At 71.5% G+C, this 25,143-nt stretch carries 23 protein-coding genes and 1 pseudogene; 17 read left to right on the forward strand and 7 right to left on the reverse strand.

What is annotated here, in order from left to right:
* Nucleotides 1-81: 81 nt before the first annotated feature.
* Complete coding sequence (locus tag OHN74_RS32945) at nt 82-912, forward strand: enoyl-CoA hydratase family protein (protein ID WP_327698199.1); 831 nt, start codon at nt 82-84, stop codon at nt 910-912.
* On the forward strand, nt 909-3,278 hold the full coding sequence (locus OHN74_RS32950) for a bifunctional salicylyl-CoA 5-hydroxylase/oxidoreductase (RefSeq protein ID WP_327698200.1): 2,370 nt from the start codon (nt 909-911) through the stop codon (nt 3,276-3,278). The genes OHN74_RS32945 and OHN74_RS32950 overlap by 4 nt, the downstream gene beginning before the upstream one ends.
* A gap of 70 nt (nt 3,279-3,348) precedes the next feature.
* Here OHN74_RS32950 and OHN74_RS32955 read toward each other — a convergent pair whose 3' ends face one another.
* Both OHN74_RS32955 and OHN74_RS32960 read right to left on the reverse strand, forming a co-directional pair.
* Nucleotides 3,349-4,164 carry a PaaX family transcriptional regulator gene (locus tag OHN74_RS32955; protein WP_327698201.1) on the reverse strand — a complete coding sequence of 272 codons (816 nt, stop codon included), beginning with the start codon at nt 4,162-4,164 and terminating at the stop codon, nt 3,349-3,351.
* A 91-nt stretch (nt 4,165-4,255) separates the two neighbouring features.
* Entirely contained in the window at nt 4,256-5,923 is a 1,668-nt protein-coding gene (locus tag OHN74_RS32960; RefSeq protein WP_327698202.1) for an AMP-binding protein, read from the reverse strand.
* A 137-nt stretch (nt 5,924-6,060) separates the two neighbouring features.
* Between OHN74_RS32960 and OHN74_RS32965 the strand changes: the two genes are divergently transcribed.
* Entirely contained in the window at nt 6,061-7,200 is a 1,140-nt protein-coding gene (locus tag OHN74_RS32965; RefSeq protein WP_327698203.1) for an acyl-CoA dehydrogenase family protein, read from the forward strand.
* The gene (locus OHN74_RS32970; protein ID WP_327698204.1) at nt 7,197-7,595 is read left to right on the forward strand and encodes a RidA family protein; all 399 of its coding nucleotides are present in this window, start codon (nt 7,197-7,199) and stop codon (nt 7,593-7,595) included. The genes OHN74_RS32965 and OHN74_RS32970 overlap by 4 nt, the downstream gene beginning before the upstream one ends.
* A 29-nt stretch (nt 7,596-7,624) precedes the next feature.
* On the opposite strand, the gene OHN74_RS32975 is transcribed toward OHN74_RS32970, so the two are convergent.
* Nucleotides 7,625-7,813 carry a DUF5999 family protein gene (locus OHN74_RS32975; protein ID WP_327698205.1) on the reverse strand — a complete coding sequence of 63 codons (189 nt, stop codon included), beginning with the start codon at nt 7,811-7,813 and terminating at the stop codon, nt 7,625-7,627.
* 284 nt (nt 7,814-8,097) lie between these two features.
* Here OHN74_RS32975 and OHN74_RS32980 point away from each other — a divergent pair, with 284 nt between their 5' ends.
* Nucleotides 8,098-8,562 carry a DUF6299 family protein gene (locus OHN74_RS32980; protein ID WP_327698206.1) on the forward strand — a complete coding sequence of 155 codons (465 nt, stop codon included), beginning with the start codon at nt 8,098-8,100 and terminating at the stop codon, nt 8,560-8,562.
* 43 nt (nt 8,563-8,605) lie between these two features.
* Here the strand turns inward: OHN74_RS32980 and OHN74_RS32985 are convergent.
* A pseudogene (locus tag OHN74_RS32985) lies at nt 8,606-9,968 on the reverse strand (aminopeptidase P family protein).
* Between the two features lie 301 nt (nt 9,969-10,269).
* On the opposite strand from OHN74_RS32985, the gene OHN74_RS32990 reads away from it, so the two are divergent.
* From OHN74_RS32990 to OHN74_RS33020, 7 genes are all read left to right on the forward strand, one after another.
* On the forward strand, nt 10,270-11,442 hold the full coding sequence (locus OHN74_RS32990; protein ID WP_327698207.1) for an NAD(P)/FAD-dependent oxidoreductase: 1,173 nt from the start codon (nt 10,270-10,272) through the stop codon (nt 11,440-11,442).
* 77 nt (nt 11,443-11,519) lie between these two features.
* Entirely contained in the window at nt 11,520-11,825 is a 306-nt protein-coding gene (locus tag OHN74_RS32995) for a (2Fe-2S)-binding protein (protein ID WP_327700360.1), read from the forward strand.
* The gene (locus OHN74_RS33000) at nt 11,809-13,221 is read left to right on the forward strand and encodes an FAD-dependent oxidoreductase (RefSeq protein ID WP_327698208.1); all 1,413 of its coding nucleotides are present in this window, start codon (nt 11,809-11,811) and stop codon (nt 13,219-13,221) included. The genes OHN74_RS32995 and OHN74_RS33000 overlap by 17 nt, the downstream gene beginning before the upstream one ends.
* A 99-nt stretch (nt 13,222-13,320) precedes the next feature.
* Nucleotides 13,321-14,214, forward strand: coding sequence for a dihydrodipicolinate synthase family protein (locus OHN74_RS33005; protein WP_327698209.1), 894 nt, complete (start codon nt 13,321-13,323; stop codon nt 14,212-14,214).
* A gap of 54 nt (nt 14,215-14,268) precedes the next feature.
* Entirely contained in the window at nt 14,269-15,270 is a 1,002-nt protein-coding gene (locus tag OHN74_RS33010) for a proline racemase family protein (RefSeq protein ID WP_327698210.1), read from the forward strand.
* A 42-nt stretch (nt 15,271-15,312) separates the two neighbouring features.
* The gene (locus tag OHN74_RS33015) at nt 15,313-15,984 is read left to right on the forward strand and encodes a GntR family transcriptional regulator (protein WP_327698211.1); all 672 of its coding nucleotides are present in this window, start codon (nt 15,313-15,315) and stop codon (nt 15,982-15,984) included.
* 84 nt (nt 15,985-16,068) lie between these two features.
* On the forward strand, nt 16,069-18,165 hold the full coding sequence (locus tag OHN74_RS33020; RefSeq protein WP_327698212.1) for an ATP-binding SpoIIE family protein phosphatase: 2,097 nt from the start codon (nt 16,069-16,071) through the stop codon (nt 18,163-18,165).
* A 24-nt stretch (nt 18,166-18,189) separates the two neighbouring features.
* Here OHN74_RS33020 and OHN74_RS33025 read toward each other — a convergent pair whose 3' ends face one another.
* A complete protein-coding gene (locus OHN74_RS33025; protein WP_327698213.1) occupies nt 18,190-19,569 on the reverse strand; it encodes a lanthionine synthetase LanC family protein in 1,380 nt (459 codons plus the stop codon).
* A 145-nt stretch (nt 19,570-19,714) separates the two neighbouring features.
* On the opposite strand from OHN74_RS33025, the gene OHN74_RS33030 reads away from it, so the two are divergent.
* Complete coding sequence (locus OHN74_RS33030) at nt 19,715-20,239, forward strand: MarR family winged helix-turn-helix transcriptional regulator (RefSeq protein ID WP_327698214.1); 525 nt, start codon at nt 19,715-19,717, stop codon at nt 20,237-20,239.
* Nucleotides 20,240-20,276: 37 nt separating this feature from the next.
* Here the strand turns inward: OHN74_RS33030 and OHN74_RS33035 are convergent, their stop codons facing one another.
* Nucleotides 20,277-21,035, reverse strand: a complete 759-nt coding sequence (locus tag OHN74_RS33035; RefSeq protein WP_327698215.1) for a DUF4142 domain-containing protein — start codon at nt 21,033-21,035, stop codon at nt 20,277-20,279.
* A 119-nt stretch (nt 21,036-21,154) separates the two neighbouring features.
* Here OHN74_RS33035 and OHN74_RS33040 point away from each other — a divergent pair, with 119 nt between their 5' ends.
* From OHN74_RS33040 to OHN74_RS33055, 4 genes are all read left to right on the forward strand, one after another.
* Nucleotides 21,155-21,685: a MarR family winged helix-turn-helix transcriptional regulator gene (locus OHN74_RS33040; RefSeq protein WP_443060485.1), complete on the forward strand. Its 531-nt coding sequence runs from the start codon at nt 21,155-21,157 to the stop codon at nt 21,683-21,685.
* A gap of 130 nt (nt 21,686-21,815) precedes the next feature.
* Nucleotides 21,816-22,433 (forward strand): DsbA family protein, encoded by a 618-nt coding sequence (locus tag OHN74_RS33045; RefSeq protein WP_327700362.1) that lies wholly within the window; start codon nt 21,816-21,818, stop codon nt 22,431-22,433.
* A gap of 99 nt (nt 22,434-22,532) precedes the next feature.
* Complete coding sequence (locus OHN74_RS33050) at nt 22,533-23,339, forward strand: MBL fold metallo-hydrolase (RefSeq protein WP_327698216.1); 807 nt, start codon at nt 22,533-22,535, stop codon at nt 23,337-23,339.
* Complete coding sequence (locus OHN74_RS33055) at nt 23,330-23,764, forward strand: nuclear transport factor 2 family protein (protein ID WP_443060486.1); 435 nt, start codon at nt 23,330-23,332, stop codon at nt 23,762-23,764. The genes OHN74_RS33050 and OHN74_RS33055 overlap by 10 nt, the downstream gene beginning before the upstream one ends.
* Nucleotides 23,765-23,800: 36 nt before the next feature.
* Here the strand turns inward: OHN74_RS33055 and OHN74_RS33060 are convergent, their stop codons facing one another.
* The gene (locus tag OHN74_RS33060; protein WP_327698218.1) at nt 23,801-25,087 is read right to left on the reverse strand and encodes a HupE/UreJ family protein; all 1,287 of its coding nucleotides are present in this window, start codon (nt 25,085-25,087) and stop codon (nt 23,801-23,803) included.
* Nucleotides 25,088-25,143: the final 56 nt, after the last annotated feature.

Raw genomic sequence — 25,143 nt, forward strand, 5'->3', positions numbered from 1 at the left:
GTATCGCGTAGTCATGACGACAGTCACAGATGAGTGATAAATTCATACGCAGCCGTCCCCCGCGTGACGAGGAGGCCGCGTATGAGTCCCTTCACCGGCTCGACCCCCCGCACCTCCACCTGGCACCACCTCCGCCTCGACCTCGCCCCCACCGGCGTGGCCACCGTCACCCTCGCCCGTCCCGAGAAACTCAACGCCCTCACCTTCGGCGCCTACGCCGACCTGCGCGACCTGCTCGCCGAGCTGTCCCGGGAGAGATCCGTACGGGCGTTGGTGCTGGCCGGAGAGGGCCGCGGCTTCTGCTCCGGCGGCGATGTCGACGAGATCATCGGCGCCACCCTCTCCATGGACACCGCCCAGCTGGTCGACTTCAACCGGATGACCGGGCAGGTCGTGCGGGCCGTACGGGAGTGCCCCTTCCCGGTGATCGCGGCGGTGCACGGCGTGGCGGCGGGTGCCGGAGCGGTTCTCGCGCTGGCCGCGGACTTCCGTGTCGCCGACCCGTCCGCGCGCTTCGCGTTCCTCTTCACCCGGGTCGGCCTCTCCGGCGGCGACATGGGCGCCGCCTACCTGCTGCCCCGGGTCGTCGGACTCGGTCACGCGACCCGCCTGCTGATGCTCGGCGAGCCGGTGCGGGCGCCCGAGGCCGAGCGCATCGGCCTGATCAGCCAACTGACCGACGAGGGCCGCGCCGACGAGGCGGCCCGGACACTGGCCCACCGCCTCGCGGAGGGCCCGGCACTGGCGTACGCACAGACGAAGGCCCTCCTCACCGCCGAACTGGACATGCCCCTGGCGGCAGCCGTGGAACTGGACGCCGCCACCCAGGCCCTCCTCATGACCGGCGAGGACTACAAGGAGTTCCACGCGGCGTTCACCGAGAAGCGCCCCCCGAAATGGCGGGGACGATGAAACCAACGTCAGGGGCGGCCTACCCAGGGGCGCGGGGAGCTGCGCGACCAGCCACAACGAACCCGCACCCGCCGGCGCATCCGAACCACCCCCACCGCATCGCGATCATCGGCGGCGGCCCCGGTGGCCTGTACGCCGCAGCCCTGCTCAAACGCCTCCGGCCCGATCGGGAGATCACCCTCTGGGAACGCAACGCCCCCGACGACACCTTCGGCTTCGGAGTGGTCCTCTCCGACGAAACCCTCGGCGGCATAGAGCACGCCGACCCGGCCGTATACGAAGCCCTGCAACAACACTTCACCCGTTGGGACGACATAGACATCGTCCACCGCAACACCCGCCACACCTCCGGAGGCCACGGCTTCGCCGCCCTCGGCAGACAACAGCTCCTGGAGATCCTGCACGCCCGCTGCCGCTCGCTCGGCGTCGAACTGCGCTTCCGCACGGAGGCGCCGTACCCGGCGTGGCTGGCGGAGACGTACGACCTGGTCATCGCCGCCGACGGCGTGCACAGCACCACCCGCGAGGCCTACGCCCAGGAGTTCCGGCCCCGGCTCACCACCCACCGCTGCCGCTATCTCTGGCTCGCCGCCGACTTCGCCTTCGACGCCTTCCGCTTCGAGATCGCGGAGACGGCGCACGGCGTGATGCAGCTCCACGGCTACCCGTACTCCGCCGACTCCTCGACCGTGATCGTCGAGATGCGGGAGGAGGTGTGGCGGGCGGCGGGCTTCGACGAGAGCGACGTAGCGGCATCGGCCGACCGCTGCGCCAAGATCTTCACGGACGCCCTCGGCGGACGGCCGCTGCGCGCGAACAAGTCGGCGTGGACCACCTTCCGCACGGTCGTCAACGACCGCTGGTCGCACGGCAACGTCGTGCTCCTCGGGGACGCCGCCCACACCGCCCACTTCTCCATCGGCTCCGGCACCAAGCTCGCCGTCGAGGACGCCCTCGCGCTCGCCGCCTGTCTGGAGGAGCGGCCGACCCTGCCCGAGGCGCTGGCGGCGTACGAGGAGGAGCGGCGGCCCGTCGTCGCCTCCACCCAGCGGGCGGCCCGCGCCAGTCTGGAGTGGTTCGAGAACCTGCCCCTCTACCTCGACCAGCCGCCGCGCCAGTTCGCCTTCAACCTCCTCACCCGCAGCCGCCGCGTCACCCACGACAACCTGCGGCTGCGCGACCCGCACTTCACCGCGGCCGTGGAGCGGGAGTTCGGCTGTCCGACCGGGACCCCGCCGATGTTCACGCCCTTCCGGCTGCGCGGACTGACCCTCCGCAACCGCGTCGTCGTGTCCCCCATGGACATGTACTCGGCCACGGACGGTGTCCCCGGCGACTTCCACCTCGTCCACCTGGGGGCCAGAGCGCTGGGCGGCGCCGGCCTGGTGATGTCCGAGATGGTGTGCGTCAGCGCGGAAGGGCGCATCACCCCGGGTTGCGCCGGCCTCTACACGGACCGGCAGACCGGGGCCTGGCAGCGCATCACCGCCTTCGTGCACTCCCAGGCCCCGGGCACCGCACTCGGCATCCAGCTCGGCCACTCAGGTCGGAAGGGCTCGACGAAGCTGATGTGGGAGGCCGTCTACGGCGCTGAGCCGCTTGAGCAGGGCAACTGGCCGCTCGTCGCCGCGTCCCCGATCCCCTACCGGCCGGGCAGCCAGACTCCGCACGAACTGACGCACGCTCAACTCGCGGCAATATGCGAGCAGTTCACGGCAGCCGCCCGCAGAGCCGCCCACGCAGACTTCGACCTGCTCGAACTCCACTGCGCCCACGGCTACCTGCTCTCCGGCTTCCTCTCCCCACTCACCAACCACCGCACGGACGCGTACGGCGGCCCGCTCGCCGCTCGCCTCCGCTTCCCCCTAGAAGTCTTCGACGCCGTACGGCAGGTGTGGCCCCAGGAGCGCCCCATGACCGTCCGTATCTCGGCCACGGACTGGGCCGACGGCGGTACGACGGCCGAGGACGCCGTCGCGATCGCGCGCGCCTTCGTCGCCCATGGCGCCGACGCGATCGACGTGTCGACCGGCCAGGTGGTGGCCGACGAGCAGCCGGAGTTCGGCCGTTCGTACCAGACCCCGTTCGCGGACCGTGTCCGTCACGAGACGGGCGCCCCGGTGATCGCCGTGGGCGCGATCTCCTCCTGGGACGACGTCAACTCCCTGATCCTGGCGGGCCGTACGGACCTCTGCGCGCTGGCCCGCCCCCATCTCTACGACCCGAACTGGACCCTGCACGCGGCGGCCGAGCAGGGCTACGAGGGTCCGGGCGTCGTCTGGCCGATGCCGTACCGGGCTGGCGGCCGGCGCCCACGCACCGGACGCTCGGACGAGCCCAAACCCCGGCTGACACTGGGGAGTTGACCTCGGCGCTGTAGAGGGCCTCCACCCGCCGTCCTTCGCACCGCCACCCCGCGAATTACAGCTGCGCGAATCACAGCCCCGCGAACCGGGACCCCGCGTCCCGCAGCCGGGCGTGCAGCCCCTGGAAGACGGCCGCCGAGCGGACGCCCGGCCAGTCCGCCGGGAGCAGGTGGGCGGGCAGCCCGGGGTCGGTGTACGGCAGGTGGCGCCAGGAGTCCAGAGCCATCAGGTAGTCGCGGTACGCCTCCTCGGGCGGGGTGTCCGCGCGCTTCTCCCAGTCGAGCAGCACGCGCGCGTGGCGGTCGAGGAACGCCTCGTGCTCCTTGGCGATCGCGGCCAGGTCCCACCAGCGGGAGACCGCCTCGCCCGTCGCCGCGAAGCCCAGGTGCTGGCCGCGGAAGAAGTCGACGTACGGGTCCAGGCGCAGCCGCTCCAGGGTGTGGCGGGTCTCCTCGTAGAGGCGTGCCGGGGCCACCCACACGCCCGGGGCCGCCGTGCCGAAGCCGAGTCCGGCCAGCCGGGAACGGAGCACGTGGCGTTTCTGGCGCTCCGACTCGGGGACGGAGAACACGGCGAGGATCCAGCCCTCGTCGTGCGGGGGCGGGGTGGCGGCGTACACGCGCCGGTCGCCGTCGTCGAGCAACTGACGGGCGTCCGGCGAGAGTTCGTACCCGGCCGCGCCCTGAGCCGTACGGGCAGGCAGGAGCAGGCCGCGCCGCTTGAGGCGGGACACGGACGACCGTACGGAGGGCGCGTCGACACCGACCGCGGCGAGGAGCCGGATCAGCTCGGCGACGGGTACCGGGCCGGGCATGAAACGGCCGTACGCGCCGTAGAGCGTGACAATGAGAGACCGCGGGGCGTGCTGTTCGGACACGTTGATCATTTTAGGCCGCCGGAATCACTGCTGTTCGCCATTTCCGCTGGTCAACTACCCCAGGTGAATGACTTTCGGTCAAGATCACGTCAGGGTGGGGTCAGGTCGGCGTCGGGTCGGCGCGCAGCCGGAAGCGCTGGAGCTTGCCCGTCGCCGTCCGCGGCAGCGCGTCCAGGAAGACGATCTCGCGCGGACACTTGTACGGTGCCAGCTCCCCCCTGACGAACGCGCGCAGCGCCTCCGCGTCCCGCCTCACGCCTTCCTTGAGCACGGCATACGCCACCACGACCTGCCCGCGCGCCTCGTCGCCCCGCCCCACCACGGCCGTCTCCACGACGTCCGGATGGCGCAGCAGGGCCTCCTCGACCTCCGGGCCCGCGATGTTGTACCCGGCCGAGATGATCATGTCGTCGGCCCTGGCCACGTACCGGAAGTACCCGTCGCTCTCCCGGACGTACGTGTCCCCGGTGATGTTCCAGCCGCCCCGCACATACGCGCCCTGGCGCGGATCGGCGAGATATCGGCAGCCGACCGGACCGCGCACCGCGAGGAGCCCGGGCGTGCCGTCCGGCACCGGCACGCCGTCCTCGTCCTGCACGCGCGCGTGCCACCCCGGAACCGGAACCCCGGTCGTGCCGGGCCTGATGTCCTGGTCGGCCGCCGAGATGAAGATGTGCAGCAGTTCGGTCGCGCCGATGCCGTTGATCAGCCGCAGGCCGGTGCGCTCGTACCAGGCCCGCCAGGTGGCCTCGGGCAGGTTCTCGCCCGCCGAGACACAGCGGCGCAGGGAGCCGGTGTCGTACGCGTCCAGCTCGTCGAGCATCGCGCGGTACGCCGTCGGCGCGGTGAACAGGACCGAGACGCGGTGCTCGGCGATGGCCGGCAACAGCTGCTTGGGGCCCGCCTGTTCGAGGAGGAGCGCGCTGGCCCCGGCCCGCATCGGGAAGACCACCAGACCGCCGAGCCCGAAGGTGAAGCCGAGCGGCGGACTGCCCGCGAACACGTCGTCCGCGTGCGGCTTCAGCACGTGCCGCGAGAAGGTGTCGGCGACGGCGAGCACATCCCGGTGGAAGTGCATGCACCCTTTCGGGCGGCCGGTGGTGCCGGAGGTGAACGCGATCAGCGCCACGTCGTCGGCCGCGGTGTCCACGGCGGGGTACGGGGTGCCGGGCACCGGACGGTTCAGCAGGTCGTCGAGGCCGTCGCCGCCGTACGTCGTGATCCGCAACCCCGGTATCCCCGCCTTGGTGAGGTCGTCCAGGGCCCTGATGTCGCACAGCGCGTGCCGCACCCGGGCGATCTCGCACATCGTGCTCAGCTCGTGCGGACGCTGCTGGGCCAGCACGGTGACCGCGACCGCACCGGCCTTCAGCACCGCCAGCCAGCAGGCCGCGAGCCACGGTGTGGTGGGGCCGCGCAGGAGGACCCGGTTGCCGGGTACGACCCCCAGATCCCGGGTCAGGACATGCGCGACCCGGTCGACGCGGGAGCGCAGCTCGCCGTACGTCCACACCTCGCCGGCGGCGGTACGGAACGCCGGGCGCCCGGGGGCGGCACCGGCGCCGCTCAGCAGCTCGGCCGCGCAGTTCAGCCGGTCGGGGTAGCGCAGCTCGGGCAGGTCCAGGCGGAGCTCGGGCCACTGGTCCGGGGGCGGCAGATGGTCGCGCGCGAAGGTGTCCACATGGGCCGAGGGGGCTTGTCGGGCGGGGGCGGTGCGCTCCTCGGGAACCCTGCCGTACCCGGGCTGCCTGGGATGCGTGGGGTCCATGGCGGTTCCCCCCTTGCCGTGATGGGCGAAATGGTGGGCGCGCAGAACGAGCGTATCGTGTTGGTGACGGCAGTCAACTGTGCGCGATACCGTCGGGGAAGGGGTCGCGACCGGTGGCCTCGGAGGGAGGACCGGCGATGCCCGCATTCTCGCTCGAACCGGCACAGGCCGCCTGGTGTGCCGAACTGCGCACGCTGGCCTCCGACCGATTGCGACCGCTCGCCGAGAAGGGCGAACCGGGCCGCGTCAACCGTCCCCTCGTCGCCGAACTCGGCCAACTGGGCCTGCTGTCCAGGCTGTTCACCTCCGGCGCACTCGACCTGTGCCTGATGCGGGAGTCCCTGGCCCACTCCTGCACCGAGGCGGAGACCGCCCTCGCCCTCCAGGGCCTCGGCGCCCACCCGGTCCACGCCCACGGCACCCCGGCCCAGCGCGAACAGTGGCTGCCCCGGGTGAGCGCGGGCAGCGCGGTGGCCGCTTTCGCGCTGAGCGAGCCGGGCGCGGGCTCCGACGCGGCGGCCCTGTCACTCGCGGCCACCCCCGACGGCCCCACCGGCTGGCGCCTCACCGGCGAGAAGTGCTGGATCTCCAACGCCCCCGAAGCCGACTTCTACACCGTCTTCGCCCGTACGACAGCGGGCGCGGGGGCCCGTGGCGTCACGGCCTTCCTGCTCCCCGCCGACCGGCCCGGCCTCACCGGCACCGCCCTCGACATGCTCTCCCCGCACCCCATCGGCGCCCTCGCCCTCGACGCCGTACCGGTGACCGTTGACGACGTCATCGGCGAACCCGACCGCGGATTCCGCGTCGCCATGGGCACCTTGAACCTGTTCCGCCCGAGCGTCGGCGCCTTCGCGGTCGGCATGGCCCAGGCGGCCCTGGACGCGACCCTCGCCCACACCGGCCGACGGGACGCGTTCGGCGGCAAGCTGAAGGACCTCCAGGCCGTCGCCCACCAGGTCGCCGAGATGGCCCTGCGCACCGAGGCGGCCCGGCTGATGGTCTACGCGGCAGCGGCGGCGTACGACGAAGGCGCCCAAGAGGTCCCGGGGCGCGCCGCGATGGCGAAGCTGCTGGCCACCGAGACCGCGCAGTACGTCGTCGACGCGGCCGTCCAACTGCACGGCGCGCGGGCACTGCGGCGCGGCCACCTCCTCGAACACCTCTACCGGGAGGTGCGGGCACCGCGTATCTACGAGGGGGCGAGCGAAGTCCAACGGACGGTCATCGCGAAGGAGTTGTACAGGGGCTTGGACGAAGGGGCGGGTACCGAATGAGTGTTGAGCGCGTCAATCCTGACGGTCTCTCGCCGCCCGCCGGCTTCTCGCACGCCGTCGTCGCCACCGGCTCCCGGCTGGTGTTCCTCGCGGGACAGACCGCGCTCGACGTCGACGGGAAGGTCGTGGGGGACACCCTGCCCGAGCAGTTCGAGCGTGCCCTGGGGAATCTGCTCGCCGCACTGCACGCGGCCGGCGGCACTCCCGCCGATCTGGCCAGGGTCACCGTGTATGCGAAGGACGTCGCCGACTACCGTGTCCAGGCCCCTCGACTCGGCCGTATCTGGAGGAGGTTGGCGGGGCGCGACTATCCGGCGATGGCGGTCGTCGGGATCGTCCGGCTCTGGGACGAACGGGCCCTGGTCGAACTCGACGGCTTCGCGGTGCTGCCGTAGCGAGTCGGTGAACCGGGGCCCCGGGTCGTTCAGGCCGCGGCGGCCAGACGGTGCGGGGTGATCACGCTGCCGTCGGGCAGCAGCTCGCCGGTGTCGTCGAAGACGATCGCGCCGTTGCACAGGAGGTTCCAGCCCTGCTCGGGATGGAAGGCGACGATGTGCGCGGCGTCCCGGTCGGGACGGTCGGCCGAGGGGCACGGGGGCTGGTGTGAACACATGGTGTGCCTCCGGATCGGATGCTGGTGCTCGGGTGCGATGCAGTGATGCTGTGCCGCGATGGATCCTTGCCACTTCTGACGATGCCCGTGCCGGGGGCCCGACGCCAAGTCGTGTCGAGGAAGCGTGACACCACGCGGACGTGCTGTGACATCACCCTGACATTCGGAAATGATCCGAAAAGCGTGGCAGTCGGCGTGCGCGACTCGCCGACGAAGGGGTGATGATCACGCGCGCGGGCGCGGGGGACCAGTACCTGTGGAGTCCCCCCCAAGGAGGTTTCCCCATGTCACTGTCCTTCGCGCCGTCGTTCCCGGCCTTCTCGTCCCTCTCCCGTGCCGCGGCCGTCGCCGCCGGCGCCGTGCTGCTGGCCGTGGCCCCGGCCGCGTCGGCGGCCCAGGCCGCCGACGAGGGATTCGACCGGGTGACGGTCGAATCCGGCAGCATCACGTCCGACGGCGAGCTCACGCTCTCCGGCAGCTACCGCTGCCTCAGCACCGGCGACTCCGTCCGTGTCGCGGCCTCGATCGAGCGCGGCGAGAACGTCTGGTACGGCATGGACAGCATCCCCGCCAGCTGTGACGGCTCCTGGCACCAGTGGTCGAACACCAAGGCCACCGAGCCGGGCGCCTACGAGCCCGGCCCGGTGCGGGTGAAGACCAGCCTGGTGGAGTTCCGCCGCTCCGGCTTCATCCCGATGCCGACCGTCCGCTCGGAGCAGGTCCAGGAGGTCGTCCTCAAGGAGGTCTGACCCGCGAGCCCGGCCCGACGGGGCCGACGGGGGCTGCCCGGTGCTACGCGCCGGTCAGCCCCCGCATCCATGCCTCGACCTCGTCGGACGTACGGGGCAGCCCGGCCGACAGGTTCTCGTGACCGTCCGCCGTCACCAGGATGTCGTCCTCGATCCGGACTCCGATGCCCCGGTACTCCGCCGGCACCGTCAGATCGTCCGGCTGGAAGTACAGACCCGGCTCGACCGTGAGGATCATGCCGGGTTCGAGGGTTCCGTCGACGTACAGCTCGGTACGCGACTTGGCACAGTCGTGCACGTCCAGGCCCAGCATGTGACCGGTGCCCGCCATGGTGAAGCGGCGCTGGAGGGCCAGCTCGTACACGTCTTCCGGGTCGCCCTCCAGGAGGCCCCACTCGACGAGCTTCTCGGCCAGGTACCGCTGGGCGGCGACGTGGAAGTCCCGGTAGGCGGCACCGGGCTTGACCGTTCGGATGCCGGCTTCCTGCGCCTCGTAGACCGCGTCGTAGATCTTGCGCTGGAGCGGGGTGAAGGTGCCGCTGATCGGGAGGGTGCGGGTGACGTCGGCGGTGTAGAGGGAGTTCGTCTCCACGCCCGCGTCGAGCAACAGCAGTTCTCCCGGGCGGACTTCGCCGTCGTTGCGCTGCCAGTGCATGATCGTGGCGTGGTCGCCGGCGGCGCAGATCGAGCCGTAGCCGATGTCGTTGCCCTCAAGTCGGGCGCGGCGGAAGAAGGTTCCCTCGATCCAGCGCTCCGAGGTGGCGATCGCGGTCGCCAACTCCTTCACCACGTCCACGAATCCGCGCACGGTCGAGTCGACCGCCTTGCGCATCTCGCCGATCTCCCACTCGTCCTTCACCAGACGCAGCTCGGACAGGACCGACTTCAGCTCGGTGTCACGGTCCTCGTCCGTCGGCACCGCGGCTTCGAGCCCGGCGTCGTGGCCGCGCACGATCCGGGTGGGGACAACGGGGGCGGCACGCAGTTCCTCCGCCGCCTCGCGGACGTCACGGCAGGGCAGGCCGAGGAGCTGTTCGGCCTCCGCCAGGGAGTGACGGCGGCCGACCCACAGCTCACCCTTGGCCGCGCCCTGCCAGAACTCGCCGCTCTCCCGGTCGGAGCGGGGCAGGAGATAGGCGATGGCGTCATGGCCGCCGGCGTCCGGGCGGGGTTCGAGGACGAGGGAGCGCGTCCTCGGTCTGGTCGCCCGTGAGGTGGACGTACTCGGTGGAAGGGCGGAACGGGTAGTGCGTGTCGTTGGCGCGGACCTTGAGGTTGCCGGCCGGGACGATCAGCCGCTCGCCGGGGAACCGGGCGGAGAGGGCGGCGCGGCGCTCGGCGGCATAGGGCGCCTGCTCGATCGGGCGCAGGTCCTGGAGTTCGGTGTCGGCCCACCCCGTCGTCATCAGCTGGGCCAGCTGGGGGGAGACGGACGGGTAGAGGCGGTTCTTACGGTCCTTGGTCTCGGCGGTCTCGGCGGTTTCGGTGGGCTCGATCGGCGCGGTGGTCTCGGCGGTCTGGGTGGTCTCCGTGGATTCCCTGGACACCTGTCGGCACCTTCTTCGTTGTGAGGCGTGGTGGCGTGCACTGCCGTTCCCGCAGTATGCGCAGCCCCGGTAAGAGACATGCCCTGCCGCAGGTCGGATCGGCGGCGGGTCGAGCCTAGGCGCCCTTGGCGGCAAAGGGAATATGTGACATTGTACTGACGTGAGTAAGCGACTGACCTGCGATGTTGTGGTCATCGGTGCCGGAATGGTGGGCGCCGCCTGCGCCCTGTATCTCGCCCGGGCGGGCCTCGTGACCCTGGTCCTCGACCGGGGACCGGTGGCCGGCGGCACCACCGGCGCGGGTGAGGGCAACCTGCTCGTCTCCGACAAGGAGCCGGGGCCCGAGCTGGATCTCGCGCTGCTCTCCGCCCGCCTCTGGCACGACCTCGCCGCCGAGCCGGGCATCGGCGGTGCCGTCGAGTTCGAGGCGAAGGGCGGGATCGTCGTCGCCTCCGACGCCGAGGGCATGGCCGCGCTGACCGGCTTCGCCGCCGGACAGCGGGCGGCGGGCGTCGAGGCCGAGGTGATCGACGCCGGCCGACTCGCAGACCTGGAACCGCACTTGGCCCCCGACCTCGCGGGCGGCGTCCGGTACCCGCAGGACTGCCAGGTGATGCCCTCCCTCGCCGCCGCCCAGGTCGTCCGGGCGGCCCGGCGGGCCGGGGCCGAACTGCTCACCGGCACGGCCGTCACGGGCATCCTGCGCGCGCCGGACGGCTCCGTGCACGGCGTACGGACGGCGGGGCACGGCGACATCCACGCCACGGTCGTCCTCAACGCGGCCGGCACCTGGGGCGGCGAGGTCGCCGCGCTGGCCGGGGTGCGCCTGCCCGTGCTGCCACGCCGCGGCTTCGTCCTCGTCACCGAACCACTGCCGCCCGGCACCGTCCGCCACAAGGTGTACGCCGCCGACTACGTCGCCGATGTCGCCAGTGGTGACGCCGGGCTCCAGTCCTCGGCGGTCGTCGAGAGCACGGCCGCGGGCCCGGTACTGATCGGGGCCAGCCGCGAACGGGTCGGTTTCGACCGGACCTTCTCCCTCGCTGTCGTACGCCGACTGGCGGCCCAGGCGACGGCCCTCTTCCCGGTCCTCGGCACGGTCCACGCGATGCGCGCCTACCTGGGCTTCCGCCCCTATCTGCCGGACCATCTGCCGGCCATCGGGGCGGATCCCCGGGCGCCGGGGCTCTACCACGCGTGCGGTCACGAGGGGGCGGGGATCGGGCTCGCGGTCGGTACGGGGCACCTGATCGCACAGTCGTTGACGGGCAGAACGCCCGACCTCGATCTGGCGCCGTTCCGCCCGGACAGATTCGCGGGGGAGGAGCGGTGAGGAGCGCGAAGAGGACGAAGCGGGCCGAGACGGCCGAGATGGTCGGGAAGATCGGGAAGGTGGAGATGGTGAAGAAGGTGACTCCGCTGGGGCTGGCCAGGGCACGGCCCGGACCCCCGTTCACCGTCACCGTCGACGGGGACGAGACCGACGCACTGCCCGGTCAGACCGTCGCCGCCGTGCTCTGGTCGGCGGGCATCACCTCCTGGCGCAGCACCCGGGGCAGCGGTGCGCCACGCGGGATCTTCTGCGGCATCGGGGTCTGCTTCGACTGTCTCGTCACCGTCAACGACCGCCCCAACCAACGGGCTTGCCTGGTCCCGGCCACCCCCGGAGACGCGATCCGCACCCAGGAGGGCACCGGCCATGACGAACTCGGGTAGGGCCTCTCTCGCGGTGGTCGGCGCCGGTCCGGCGGGCCTCGCCGCCGCGCTGACGGCCGCCGACCGGGGCGTACGGGTCGTGCTGCTCGACGCCGGGGAGCAGGCGGGCGGGCAGTTCTACCGGCAGCCCGCCGCCGCGCTGAACGCACGGAGACCACAGGCCCTGCACCACGCCTGGGGCACCTGGAAGAAACTGCGGGGCCGACTGGCGGCGCATGTCGCGGCAGGTCGGGTCACTCACCTGGCGGACCGTCATGTGTGGCTGGTGGAAAGGGAGTTCGGGGGAGGCGGCGGCTTCGGTGTGCACGCCCTGATCGGTCCCGGGCAGACCGGGTCGCAGACCGTCACCGCCGACGCAGTCCTCCTCGCCACCGGTGGCTACGAGAAGGTGCTGCCCTTCCCCGGCTGGACCCTCCCCGGTGTGATCACCGCGGGCGGTGCGCAGGCGATGCTCAAGGGCGGCCTCGTCCTGCCGGGCCGTACAGCGGTCGTCGCCGGAACCGGGCCGCTGCTGATGCCGGTCGCGGCCGGCCTCGCCGCGGCGGGCGCCGAGGTCGCCGCGTACGTCGAGTCAACACACCCCGCCGACTTCGTACGGCACTCCGCGACGCTCGCGGCCAACCCGGCGAAGATCGCGGAGGCGGCCCGGTACGCGGCCCGACTGCTGCGCCACAAGGTGCCGGTGACGGTACGTCACACGGTGGTCGCGGCGCACGGGACCGATCGCGTCGAGGCCGTCACCGTCGCCGCCCTGGACACCCACGGCCGGGTACGGCCGGCCACCAGGCGCCGGATCGTCTGCGACACCCTGGCCGTCGGGCACGGCATGCTCGCGCACACCGACCTCGCCGAGAACCTGGGGTGCGCGATCGACGCCACCGGGGACCCCTTCGTCGTCACCGACGCCGAGCAGCGCACCGATGTCCACGGTGTCTGGGCGGCGGGCGAGGCCACCGGCATCGGGGGAGCGGTGCTCGCGCTGGCCGAGGGCGAGATCGCCGGCCACTCGATCGCCGCCCGGCTGAAGGGAGCCGAGCCGCGCCCCGCCGACTGGGTGACCGCCGCCCGGACCCGTACCCGGCTGCGGAGGTTCTTCGCCGCCCTCGACACCGCCTACGCCCCGCCCGCCCACTGGGCGGAACAGGTCGCCGACGACACGGTGATCTGTCGATGCGAGGAGGTGACGGCCGCCGAAGTCCGGGAGGCGGTCGAGGAGTTGGGGGCGACCGATCTGCGGACCGTCAAGCTGCTCACCCGGGCAGGTATGGGGTGGTGCCAGGGGCGGGTCTGCGCAACCGGTGTTGCCGGCGTCGCGGGGTGTCCGGTGGGTTCGGGCAAGCGGCCGTTTGCTCGGCCTGTGCCGTTGGGGGTGTTGGCGGCGGAGCCTGAGTGCTGATGGCCGTGTCTTGTCCGTGGGTTCGTCGTGGCTTGTCTCGCAGTTCCCCGCGCCCCTGTCGGGGCGCTCTACCTCTGCATATCGAAAGGTGAGGTCCTTATGAGTACCCCCACTCCCGTCTGGCGCGGTGTTCTTGTCGCCACCGCGTTGCCGCTCAATGACGATCTGAGCGTCAACTACGAGGCCTACGCCGACCATTGCCGCTGGCTCGTCGAGAACGGCTGCGACGGCGTCGTACCGAACGGCTCGCTCGGCGAGTACCAGGTGCTCACCGCCGAGGAGCGGGTGAAGGTCGTCGAGACCGCGGTCGCCGCCATCGGTGGGGACCGGGTGATGCCCGGCGTGGCCGCATACGGCAGTGCCGAGTCCGCCCGCTGGGCCGCCCAGGCCAAGGACGCCGGCTGCGCCGCCGTCATGCTGCTGCCGCCCAACGCCTACCGCGGCGACGAGCGTTCGGTGCTCGCGCACTACGCCGCCGTCGCCGAGGCCGGAATCGACATCGTTGCGTACAACAACCCGATCGACACCAAGATCGACCTCACCCCCGAACTGCTCGCCAAGCTGCACGCGGCCGGACACATCAAGGGCGTGAAGGAGTTCTCCGGCGACACCCGGCGCATCTACCAGATCCAGGAACTCGCCCCGGAACTCGATGTGTTGATCGGCGCCGACGACGTCCTGCTGGAGCTGGCCACGGCCGGCGCGGTGGGCTGGGTCGCCGGTTACCCCAACGCCCTGCCCCGGGCGACGGTCGAGCTGTACCGCGCCGCCGTGGCGGGCGACCTGGCCACCGCCCTGCCGCTCTACCGACAGCTGCACGCACTCCACCGCTGGGACTCCAAGGTCGAGTTCGTGCAGGCGATCAAGCTGTCGATGGACATCGTCGGCCGGCACGGCGGGCCCGTCCGCCCGCCGCGCATGCCGCTGCTGCCGGAGCAGGAGAAGGCGGTCCGCGAGGCCACGGAGAAGGCCGTCGCCCTCGGCCTCGCCTGAGCCGACAGCACGCCGACCCGACTTCACCCGAGCCGACCTGAGAGGATCGTGATCATGCGCAGCAAGCTCGTCCTGCACGCCGTCGACTCGCACACCGAGGGCATGCCGACCCGGGTCGTCACCGGCGGAATCGGCACGATCCCCGGCGACACGATGAACGAACGCCGGCTGTGGTTCCGCGAACACCGGGACGACGTACGGCACTTCCTGATGAACGAGCCGCGCGGGCACCCCGCCATGAGCGGGGCGATCCTCCAGCCGCCGACCCGGCCCGACTGCGACTACGGCGTCGTCTACATCGAGGTGTCCGGCTATCTGCCGATGTGCGGCCACGGCACGATCGGTGTGGCGACCGTGCTCGTCGAGACCGGCATGGTCCCGGTCGTCGAGCCGGTCACCACCATCCGCCTCGACACCCCGGCCGGACTCGTCGTCGCCGAGGTGGCGGTGGAGAACGGCGCGGCGAAGGCGGTCACGATCCGCAACGTGCCTTCGTTCGCGGTGGATCTGGACAGGAAGGCGACCCTCGCCGACGGCCGCACGGTGACGTACGACCTCGCCTTCGGCGGCAACTTCTACGCCATCCTGCCCCTCGACGAGTTCGGCCTTCCCTTCGAGCGCGAACGCAAGGACGACATCCTCGCCGCCGGGCTCGCCCTGATGGACGCGATCAACGCCGACAGTCCACCCGTACACCCGGAGAACCCGACCATCAGCGGTGTCCACCACGTCTATCTGGCGGCCCCCGGCTCGAACGCGACCCGCTCCAGGCACGCCATGGCCATCCATCCCGGCTGGTTCGACCGCTCGCCCTGCGGCACCGGCACCTCCGCCCGTATGGCCCAGCTGCACGCGCGCGGTGAACTCCCTTTGCACCAGGACTTCTTGAACGAGTCCTTCATCGGTACGTCGTTCACCGGGCGGCTCGTCGAGAGCACGGCGGTCGCCGGACGCCCCGCCGTGGTGCCCACGATCACCGGCCGCGCCTGGATCACGGGCACTGCCCAGTACCTGCTGGACCCGGACGATCCGTTCCCGGCCGGCTTCGTACTCTGACACCGCCCGACCCGAGATCCATCAGATCCACCAGGAGAACCCATGGCCGCCGAGCGCACCGGCCCCGCCCTGCCCAGCATCGGCGGGCCGCGGCCCAGCTACCGCGCGAGTGTCGCCGACGCACTGCGGGCCGCGCTCGTCGCCGGTGAACTGCGGCCCGGCGAGGTCTACTCGGCGCCCTCGCTCGCCGCCCGCTTCGGCGTCTCGGCGACGCCGGTGCGCGAGGCCATGCTCGACCTGGTGAAGGAGGGCATGGTCGATCCCGTACCCAACAAGGGTTTCCGGGTCACCACGGTCTCCGAGCGGCAGCTCGACGAGTACACCCACATCCGGTCGCTGATCGAGATCCCGACCACCGTCGGCCTCGCCGTGACCGCCGACCCGGCCGCGCTGGAGGCGCTGCGCCCCCACGCGGTGGAAAGCGTCGCAGCGGCGGACAGCGGCGATCTCATCGCCCATGTCGAGGCCGACCGCCGCTTCCACCTCGGTCTGCTCGCCCTGGCCGGCAACCAGCACCTGGTCGAGGTCGTCGGCGACCTCCGCAAACGGTCCAGGCTGTACGGGCTGACCGCACTGGCCGAGCGCGGCCTGCTGAAGTCGACCGCCGAGGAGCACCTGGAGATCCTGGACGCGCTCCTCGCCCGGGACGCGGAGCGGGTACGGACCGTGATGACCCGGCACCTGGGCCATGTCCGGGGCGACTGGGCCCACTGAGACCCCAATGGCGTACGTGAACTCCGCGTGCGCGTTCGGACGTGTTCGGTTGTTGCCGTCCGGGTGGGGGAGGACACTGAATCCATGGCCTCCGCGCGCGCTGACGACGACCATCAGGACGGACCTGACCTGGTGGAACAGGCGTTTCGGCAGGCGGCCTTCTCGATGTCCGTCTTCGACATCGAGCAGCGGTACCAGCGGCTCAACGACGTGGCCTGCCAGGTGATGGGCGTCGAGGAGGACGTGCTGCTCGGCCAGGTCTTCCCGTACGGAGTACCGGCGGACGTCGAGCAGCTCGGCATGCTGGCGGCCCTGCGGGACGTGGCCGCCACGGGCAAGCCCACGCACTACGAGAGCTTCACGCGGGCGCCCTCCGGGATCCGCGAGCACGCCTGGAACCTGGAGCTGTGGCCCGTCCGGGACGCCTCGGGCGAGGTGTGCGCGGTCGGCATGGCCGCGTTCGACAGCAGCGAGCAGCACTGGGCGCGGCAGCGGCTGGCGGTGCTCGACGAGGCGGCCGTCTCGATCGGCACCAGCCTGGACCTCGACCGCACCGCCCAGGAACTCGCCGACCTGGTCGTTCCCCGGTTCGCCGACTTCGCCAGCGTGGACCTGCTGGAGGCGGTCATGCGCGGCGACGAGCCTGCCGAGGCCGGACCGGACGGCGAGGTGGTGCTGCGCCGCCTCGCCCACGCCGCCGGGAGGGTCGGAGCGCCCGGGCCCGTGCTCGGCCCGGGCGCCACCGACACGTACCCGCCGTACTCCCCGCCCGCCCGGGCGCTGCGCACCGGACAGCCGGTACTCAGCCGCAGCGGCGCCCCCGACTTCGACCACTGGATGGCGAGCGCGCCCGAACGGGCCCAGAGCCTGCGCGGAGTCGTCGTCACCTCGCTGGTGGCGGTGCCGCTCATCGCGCGCGGTACGACGCTCGGGGTCGCCGTCCTGCTGCGCACCCGGCCCGACGTCTTCAACGAGGACGACTTCGTCCTGGCCAAGGAGCTGGCGAGCCGCGCCGCCCTGTGCGTAGACAACGCCCGCCGCTACACGCGCGAGCGCACCACCGCTCTCGCCCTCCAGGAGAGCCTGCTGCCGCGCGGGCCCTCCCGGCAGTCGGCGGTGGACGTCGCCTCCCGCTATCTGCCCACCGACTCGCGCGCGGGCGTCGGCGGCGACTGGTTCGACGTCATCCCCCTCTCGGGCGCGCGCGTCGGCCTCGTCGTCGGCGACGTGGTCGGCCACGGCATCCAGGCTTCGGCGACCATGGGCAGGCTGCGTACGGCGGTCCAGACGCTCGCCGACGTCGACCTGCCGCCCGACGAGCTGCTGGCCCACCTCGACGACCTGGTCCTGCGCCTCGCCGCGGACGACGACAGCGTCACCGGCGGCGACCGGGTGGCCGTCGGCGCGACCGGGGCGACCTGCCTGTACGCGGTCTACGACCCGGTCTCCCGTGAGCTGGCCGTCGCCAGCGCCGGCCACCCGCCGCCCCTGCTGGTCCTGCCGGACGGCGAGACCCAGGTCGTGGACGTCAGCGTGGGGCCGGTGCTCGGAGTGGGCGGTCTGCCCTTCGAGACCACCGAGATCCAGCTGCCGGAGGGCAGCCTCGTCGCCCTGTTCACGGACGGGCTGGTCGAGCCCACCGAGGGCGATCCGGACCTCGGCATCGCCCTGCTGGCCCGGACCCTCGCGGACGGTCACCGTGCGCGGGCCTCGCTGGAGGACCGCTGCGACCGGGTCCTGTCCGCCCTGCTGCCGAAGAACCCCGGCGACGACGTCGCCCTGGTGCTGGCCCGCACCCGCGCCCTGGACGCCGACCACGTCCGCGTCTGGGACCTGCCCGCCGACTTCGAGGTGGTCGCCGACGCCCGCAGACGCGCCGTCGCCCAGTTGGAGCAGTGGGGCCTGGAGGATGCCGCCTTCGTCACCGAACTGGTCGTCAGCGAACTCGTCACCAACGCGATCCGCTACGGCGCCGGCCCGATCCAGCTCCGGCTGATCCACGACCGTACGCTCATCTGCGAGGTCTCCGACGGCAGTTCGACCTCACCGCACCTGCGCCGGGCCAGGATCTTCGACGAGGGCGGCCGAGGTCTCCTCCTGGTCGCCCAGCTCACCACCAGCTGGGGCACCCGGCACACCAGGACCGGCAAGACGATCTGGGCGGAACAGGCGCTGACCTGACGGTTTCCGAAACCTCGACGATGTTCAGGAGGCGGTCGCAGCACCCGTGGTGCGCAGCCGCTCCGGCACCGCCCACCACTGGTCCGGCCGGTCCACCACCGCGGCCTCGGGCCCGGTGCCGAGGAACCGGGCGAGCCGGAAGAGATACGCCGCGATGCCCGCCGCCCCCTGCATCCACGCGGTGCCCGGCGGCAGCAGCGGATGTTCCTGACGGTGTTCGATGAAGCGCCAGCGGGCGCCCGCCCCGTCCCTGACGGCCCGCTCCACCAGCGCGTCGCCCATCACGCGAGCCGCCCGCACCAGGGTCTGCGCGGTATCCGGGTCCCCGCAGTCCTGTGCCGCGTCCAGGAGTACGTCACCCACGCCCGCCGTGCCGCAGCAGCGGCCGTCGTTGTCCCAGAACCCGGGGCGCAGGCGCTGCGGGACGCCCGAGGTGAGGATCGAGGTCATGCAGCGCTGCCGCAGCTCACCGACGCCCAGTCCGGACACCTCCGTCACACCCGCGTGCGCCAGCGCCGAGAACAGGTGCGAGGTGCCCGTCGGACCGTGGCACCAGGTGTACGTCACCGGCTCGACCTCGCGCTTCGACGGCGGGATCGTGTGCGGAACGATGAAGCCACCGTCGTCCAACCGGCCAACGGACAGAACATGCCGGGCCCCCAGGACTGCCGCCTCGACGAAGTCCTTCCGGCCCAGGGCAGTGCCCGCCACGGCCAGTGCCGAGGCCACTCCGGCGGTGCCGTGGGAGTAGTTCGGCGCCCGCCACTCCGTCGTCGCCCCGATGCCCCAGTCCAGGCCCGCCTCCGTACGGTGCGCCACCCGCAGCAGCGCCTCGCAGCCCGTCGTCGCGATCGACTCCGTGAACTCGCCGCCCGCCCAGAGGGCGGTGAGCACCACGCCCGCGGTGCCCATGATGATGTCGTTGAGGGGCGCGTCCGATCCGTCTTCGAACCCGACGGTGGTCCGCCAGCCGTCGGGGGTCGCCAGTTCGGCCAGTCGCCGCAGCGCGACCGACTCCGTGCCCGGTGCCAGCAGCCTCAGCGCCGTCACGTCACCGGCCAGGCCGTCGTACAGCGAGGGTTCCGTCCGCTCCTTCGCCGCTGCCGACAGTCTGGTCACGATCCCGGCCGCCAACGACCGCTCCCGGTCGGTGGGTTCGCGATGGCGGGCGATCTCGGCCAGCACGGGGGCCAGACCGGCGATCCCCGAGTACAGACTGTCGCGATCCTTCGCGGGAACGGTGTCGGGAGCGTCGTCCTTCGCCGTGTCCTCCGACACCGTCTCCGGCAGCCACGGGCCGTCGTCCTCGCGGATCTGGTCCAGCACCCACGACCAGGCGGCCTCGCCCAGTTCCCGGTATCTGTCGTATGAAGCGTTCGAGTCGTTCGCATCGTTCTCGGGCACCCGGTCACGCTACAACCGCACGATCACCACCGGGAGGCGTCTCCCGCTTCCGCGGTGCTCCTGCTCCGCCGCCACGGTCATGGGGAAGGAAAATCTGTTCCCATCGCGTGCGGGAGGGGTCGCTTCGGCACGGTAGAAAGGACCCATGGCGGAGCGCGCGACCCCCGTAGGGGACATGGACGATGTTGACGCGGTGACCCGTGCGGTACTGACCGCGTCGCGGCTGCTGCTGGCGGTCTCCGCCCGGTCCCTCGCCGAGGTCGAGGAGCGCGTCACGCTCCCGCAGTTCCGGATGCTGGTCGTCCTGTCCACGCGCGGCGACACCAAGCTGGTCACGCTCGCCGACCTGCTCCAGGTGGCTCCCTCCACCGCGATGCGCATGATCGACCGGCTGATCGCGGCAGGCCTCGCCGAACGGCATCTCAACCCCGACAACCGACGTGAGACCCAACTGGGCCTCACCGAGGAGGGACGTCGAACGGTCGAGGACGTCATGGCCCGGCGGCGGGCCGAGATCTCCGGGATCGTGGCCCGGCTGGCCCCGGCCCAGCGGGCAGCGCTCGTCGAGGCGCTCACCGCCTTCAGCGAGGCGGGCGGCGAGCCCCCGACCCCGGCGACGGACGACACACAGTCGCAGGCGCTCGGCTGGGCGGACACCGCGATCGTGTGACGTCGTTCCCGGAACGCGAGACCCCGGGCCCCGTCGCTCAGCCCGCTGACGTCGACGTACGGGACGGGCCCGTGGGCGCCGGGGCGGCCGTGCGGATGTTCAGGTCCGGGCGCGGGGTGAGCGCGACCATCGGTGCGCCCTGCAGGGGCGGCGGCGGGGTCGTGTCGTCCTTGGGCAGCTTCGGCGGTGTGCTCTGCTGGAAGTTGACCTGGTCGATGTTGACCAGGCCGGTGTTCTCCAGCACGGTGATGTGATCGAGGACGGTGTCGTTGGCCAGGTCGGCCAGGGCGCGGATCATGACGTTCCTGGTGGTGGCGCGGGTCTTGGCGATGACCGGGAAGATCTGGCCGTGGGTCACCCGCATGATGGTGACCGCGGTGGAGTCGAACTCCTTGCCGGCGGCCGCGTCCGCGGTGGCCACGAACTGCTGCTGTTGCGGCGACGCCACGTTGGGCAGGACCACCCCGAGTTCGGGGGCGATCCTGCGGCACATGTCGTCGAGTCCGGCGTGACCGACGATCAGGTGCTTGCCGGCCTCCCGCATCTCCACGGTCGTGCCCCGCTCCATCGCCATCTCGCCCAACGGGTACTCCCACAGCCCCGCCGCGCGCACCTTGACCACGAAGTCCCGGTCGGCCTCGGTCAGCGGTCCGTAGCGGGTGTTGGCGATGACGCGGTCGGGTGAGCTCGTCGTGTTCTGCACGCCGAGCATGGCGGGGTAGGCCAGTGCGGCGAGGGTCAGACCCAGAGCGCCGAACACGAACACGTTTCCCGCCTTTTTGGCCGAGATGGGCATGGTGCCTCCTGATGCGAGCGGCTCTTACGTCAGGAGGTACGGGAGTGAGACGGATTTCAATCATTGCTCAGGGTAAATTTTGCACTCTGCCAAATCTGTAGAGGCGGCATGATCGGTGGATGGCAGTAGTGGAGAACGAGAGTGGTGACGGCGACGTGACTGGGCGGGCGGAGATCTCGTCGGCGGAGGAGGCCGCGAACAACGCACTGGTGCTGGCGTTCGGGCGGTTGCAGGGTGCGGCGAACCGGCTCGAGTACATCCTCGGCCGGTCGCTGGAGCAGGAGTGCGGGATCAGTCACCTCATGTTCGAAGTGCTGCTGATCCTGGGGCGGGCGGGGGAGCCGGGCCTGTCGATGCGGGCCGTGGCCCAGGAGCAGGTGCTGACCACGGGCGGTGCGACGCGTCTGGTGGACCGGATGGCGGCGGCCGGGCTGGTCGAGCGCGCGGAGGACCCCGACGACCGGCGCGGCCGGCTGGTGCGCCTGACCCCGCTGGGTGAGGAGACCGCCGTGCGGGCGTCCCGGCTGCACGTGGAGAACATACGCCGCCATTTCGTGGCGCCGCTGCCGCCCGAGGACTGGGAGCGATTCACCGAGGACCTGCGCATTCTCAGTCACTCCGCGCGGGACGAGCTGCCCCGCCTGCCCTGAGACCGCGCGCGGGTGTGTCGGGCGCCACATGCACGGGACGGGTACGAGGAAATGCCTGACGCGTCAGTTACTGTTACCTCAGGTGAAGCGCTCGCATACGGTGGGCGCCACGCCACTGCCGAGGTCCTTCATGAAGCTCGTCCTTGTCTTCGACGCCTACTGCGGCTGGTCGCACGGCTTCTCCGGAACGCTGGGCGAGGTCGCCTCCCGTCATCCGGACGTTCCGGTCGAGGTGGTGTCCGGCGGCCTGTTCACCGGGTCGCGTCGGGTGCCGGTCCGGGAGTTCGGATACGTCCAGGGTGCGAACGCGCAGATCGCCGAGCTGACCGGTGCCGAGTTCGGTGAGGCGTACGAGAAGCTGATCGCGGACGGCTCGTTCGTGATGGACTCGGAGGTCGCCGCGCGCGGGGTCGCCGCACTGCGTCAGGCCGCGCCCGCCCGTGCTGCGGAACTGGCCGTCGCGTTGCAGCGCGCCTTCTACGTCGACGGTCTCAGCCTGTCGGAGGCAACCACCTATCGGAAGGTCGCCGAAGAGGCCGGCCTGGACGCCGACGCCGTGGTGGCCGCCTTCGAAGGAACCGGGGTGCGGGTCGCGGCCGGCACCGACTTCCACCGGGCCGCCTCGCTGGGCGTCACCGGCTTCCCGACCCTCCTCGCCGTCGACGGCGACCGGGTCACCGTGCTGGCCCGGGGTCACGCCACCGCGGACGAGGTCGACGAGCGGCTCGCGACCCTTCGCACCCCCTGAATCCTCCCGCCCCCGTCCCCGCCCTCCCCGTCTCCACTCTCCCCGTCCCCAACATTCCCTTCGCCCCGCTCAACCCCCCTCTCCCGCAAGGAGCTTTCGATGAGTGCCCTCTCCTTCAAGGTCCTGGACCTGGACTTCCCGGCCGGCAGCAGGAACAAGACCGCCACCCTCGTCACCGGTGAGAGCGAGGCGCTGCTGGTGGACGCGGCGTTCACGCGCGCCGACGGCCACCGCCTGGCCGCCGAGATCCTCGACTCGGGCAAGACGCTGACGACGGTCTTCGTCAGCCATGCCGACCCCGACTTCTACTTCGGCGCCGAAGTGATCGCGGACGCCTTCCCCGACGCGGTGTTCGTGGCGACGCCGCTGGTGATCGAGCACATCCGGGACTCCTACGAGGGCAAGCTCAAGGCGTGGGCGGCGCTGGGCCCCAACCTGCCCACCCGTCTGGTTGACCTTCAGCCGCTGAGCGGTGACCTCACCCTGGAGGGCCACCGTTTCGAGCTGAAGGGCGGCCCGGACGCGCTGCCCGACCGTCACTACCTGTGGCAGGCCGAGGAGCGCGCGCTGCTCGGCGGTGTGCTGCTCTTCCAGCAGGAGCATGTCTGGGTCGCCGACACCGCCACCCCCGGTGACCGCGCCGCCTGGATCGCCCTGCTCGACGAAATGGCAGCGCTGGAGCCGGAGTTGGTCGTCCCGGGGCACCGGCTGCCCGGCACGGCGGCCGACGCCTCCGCGATCACCGCCACCCGCGACTACCTCGTCGCCTTCGAGGAGGAACTGGACCAGGCCGCGGACGGTGCCGCCCTCACGGCGGCACTGGTCAAGCGTTACCCGGACAACGGCATGCTGATCGCCGCGCAGATCGGTGCGAAGGTCGCCAAGGGCGAGATGAAGTGGGGCTGACCATGACCGACACCGATACCGGTTTCGCGGCCTCCGCGGCGCCCGCCGACGTCGTACGCCGTCAGTACCTCGCCTCCGCCGCCGGGGATCTGGACGCCCTGCGGGCCACCCTCGCCCCGGACGTGGAGTGGACGGAGATGGCCGGCTTCCCGCTGGCCGGCACCTACCGCACCCCCGAAGGCGTCACGTCGAGCGTGATGGAGCAGCTGGGCAAGGAGTGGGAGGGCTGGACCGCTCACGACGACACGTATGTCGTGGACGGGGAGAACGTCGTCGTCCTGGCCCGCTACACCGCGGCCAACAAGGCCACCGGCAAGGCGATCGACGTCCGTGTCGCCCACCACTTCGTCGTACGCGGCGGGCTCATCGTCCGCTTCGAACAGTTCGTCGACACCGCCCTCGTCCGTGACGCCATGGCCCACTGACCCGGGCGTCGTCACGACTCCCTGCGGACCCACCGGTCAGTGCTCCGGCGCTGACCGGTGGGTCCATGTCCTGGCTCCATGGGCGGCTGCCGCCAGACACGCGACCGTCGTCGCGACCCATACGGGATGCCCCACCAGCCAGGTCTGGACGCCCTCGAAGGGGTCGGTGGAGGTGAGGGCCGCGCGTTCGAGCATCCAGGACGACGAGAAGAGCAGGCCGACGACCGCCACGCCGATGCGGAAGGCGGGATAGGAGCGGGTCCGGGCCAGGACGAGCAGTGACGGCATCAGCAGGGCCACGACCAGCAGTTGGGTCAGTTCGATGCCCAGATTGAAACCCAGCAGGGTGGTCACCAGGGAGCCCCGGTCCAGGCCGAGGTCCGTGATCAGGGAGGCGAAGGCCAGGCCGTGGATCAGGCCGAAGCCGACGGCGATCAGAACCTCGCCGTGTGCCACCAGAGGGCGGATCGCGTGGATCGCCGACACCGCGATCGAGAGGGCGATCAACGTCTCCACCGGGCGCGTCGGGAGGTCGATCACTCCCGTCGCCGCCAGAGCCAGGGTGAGCGAATGGCCCACCGCGAACGCCGACACCACATGCACGACCCGCATGATCGCCCGCCGCCGTGACGCCGCCGGGCGCCAGCTGCCGCCGGCCGCAACCAGGGGCGCCGGGATCAACAGCATGAGCAGGAAGAGGAGATGGTCGGCGCCCTCGCCGACGTGCTCGATGCCGAGGGCGGCCGTCGAGGCGAAGCCCCGCAGCCAGGAACCCTCGTCCGCCGGGACCGTGAGGGTCTTCGTCGCGTGGTCGAGGATGCCCAGGGTCTCGGCGTCGTCCGCCTTCAGGATGCCCCGGTCGAAGTCGTACCGGACGGTGACGACGACCTTGTGCGTGAGCAGTTCCTCGACGATGACGTCGTACCTCAGGTCGAAGGCGGTGACCTCGCCGCCGGGCGGACGGAACTCCAGCGGGTAGACGAGGTGGGGCGACGCGTCGATCGACGTGACCGTTCCCGTGCCGAGTTCCACCGTCCAGGGTTTGCCGTCCTTGCCGACAGCACTGATGTGCTGGGCCGTGTAGCTCTTCAGGAACGCCCGGTCGGCGCCCAGGACGCGGGCGCCGGTCAGGTCGCGGTCCACCGCGATGGACAGACGGTCCAGGGGGAGCTGGATCTCGCCGTCCACGCTGTCGTCGCCGATGTCCAGAAGGACCGCCGAGGTGGACATCGGGTGTGCCTCGGCCGTCGGTGCCAGGAGGCCGGTCAGGAAGAAGGCCGCGAGGAGGAGCGCGGGCAGCAGCCGGTAGGTCTTCTTGGTCATCGTCTGTCCTGTTTTCCCGTGTCCGGTGTCCCGTGTTCCTCCTCGCGGCTGTCGCT

It is taken from the genome of Streptomyces sp. NBC_00459, assembly GCF_036013955.1.
GTDB lineage: Bacteria > Actinomycetota > Actinomycetes > Streptomycetales > Streptomycetaceae > Streptomyces.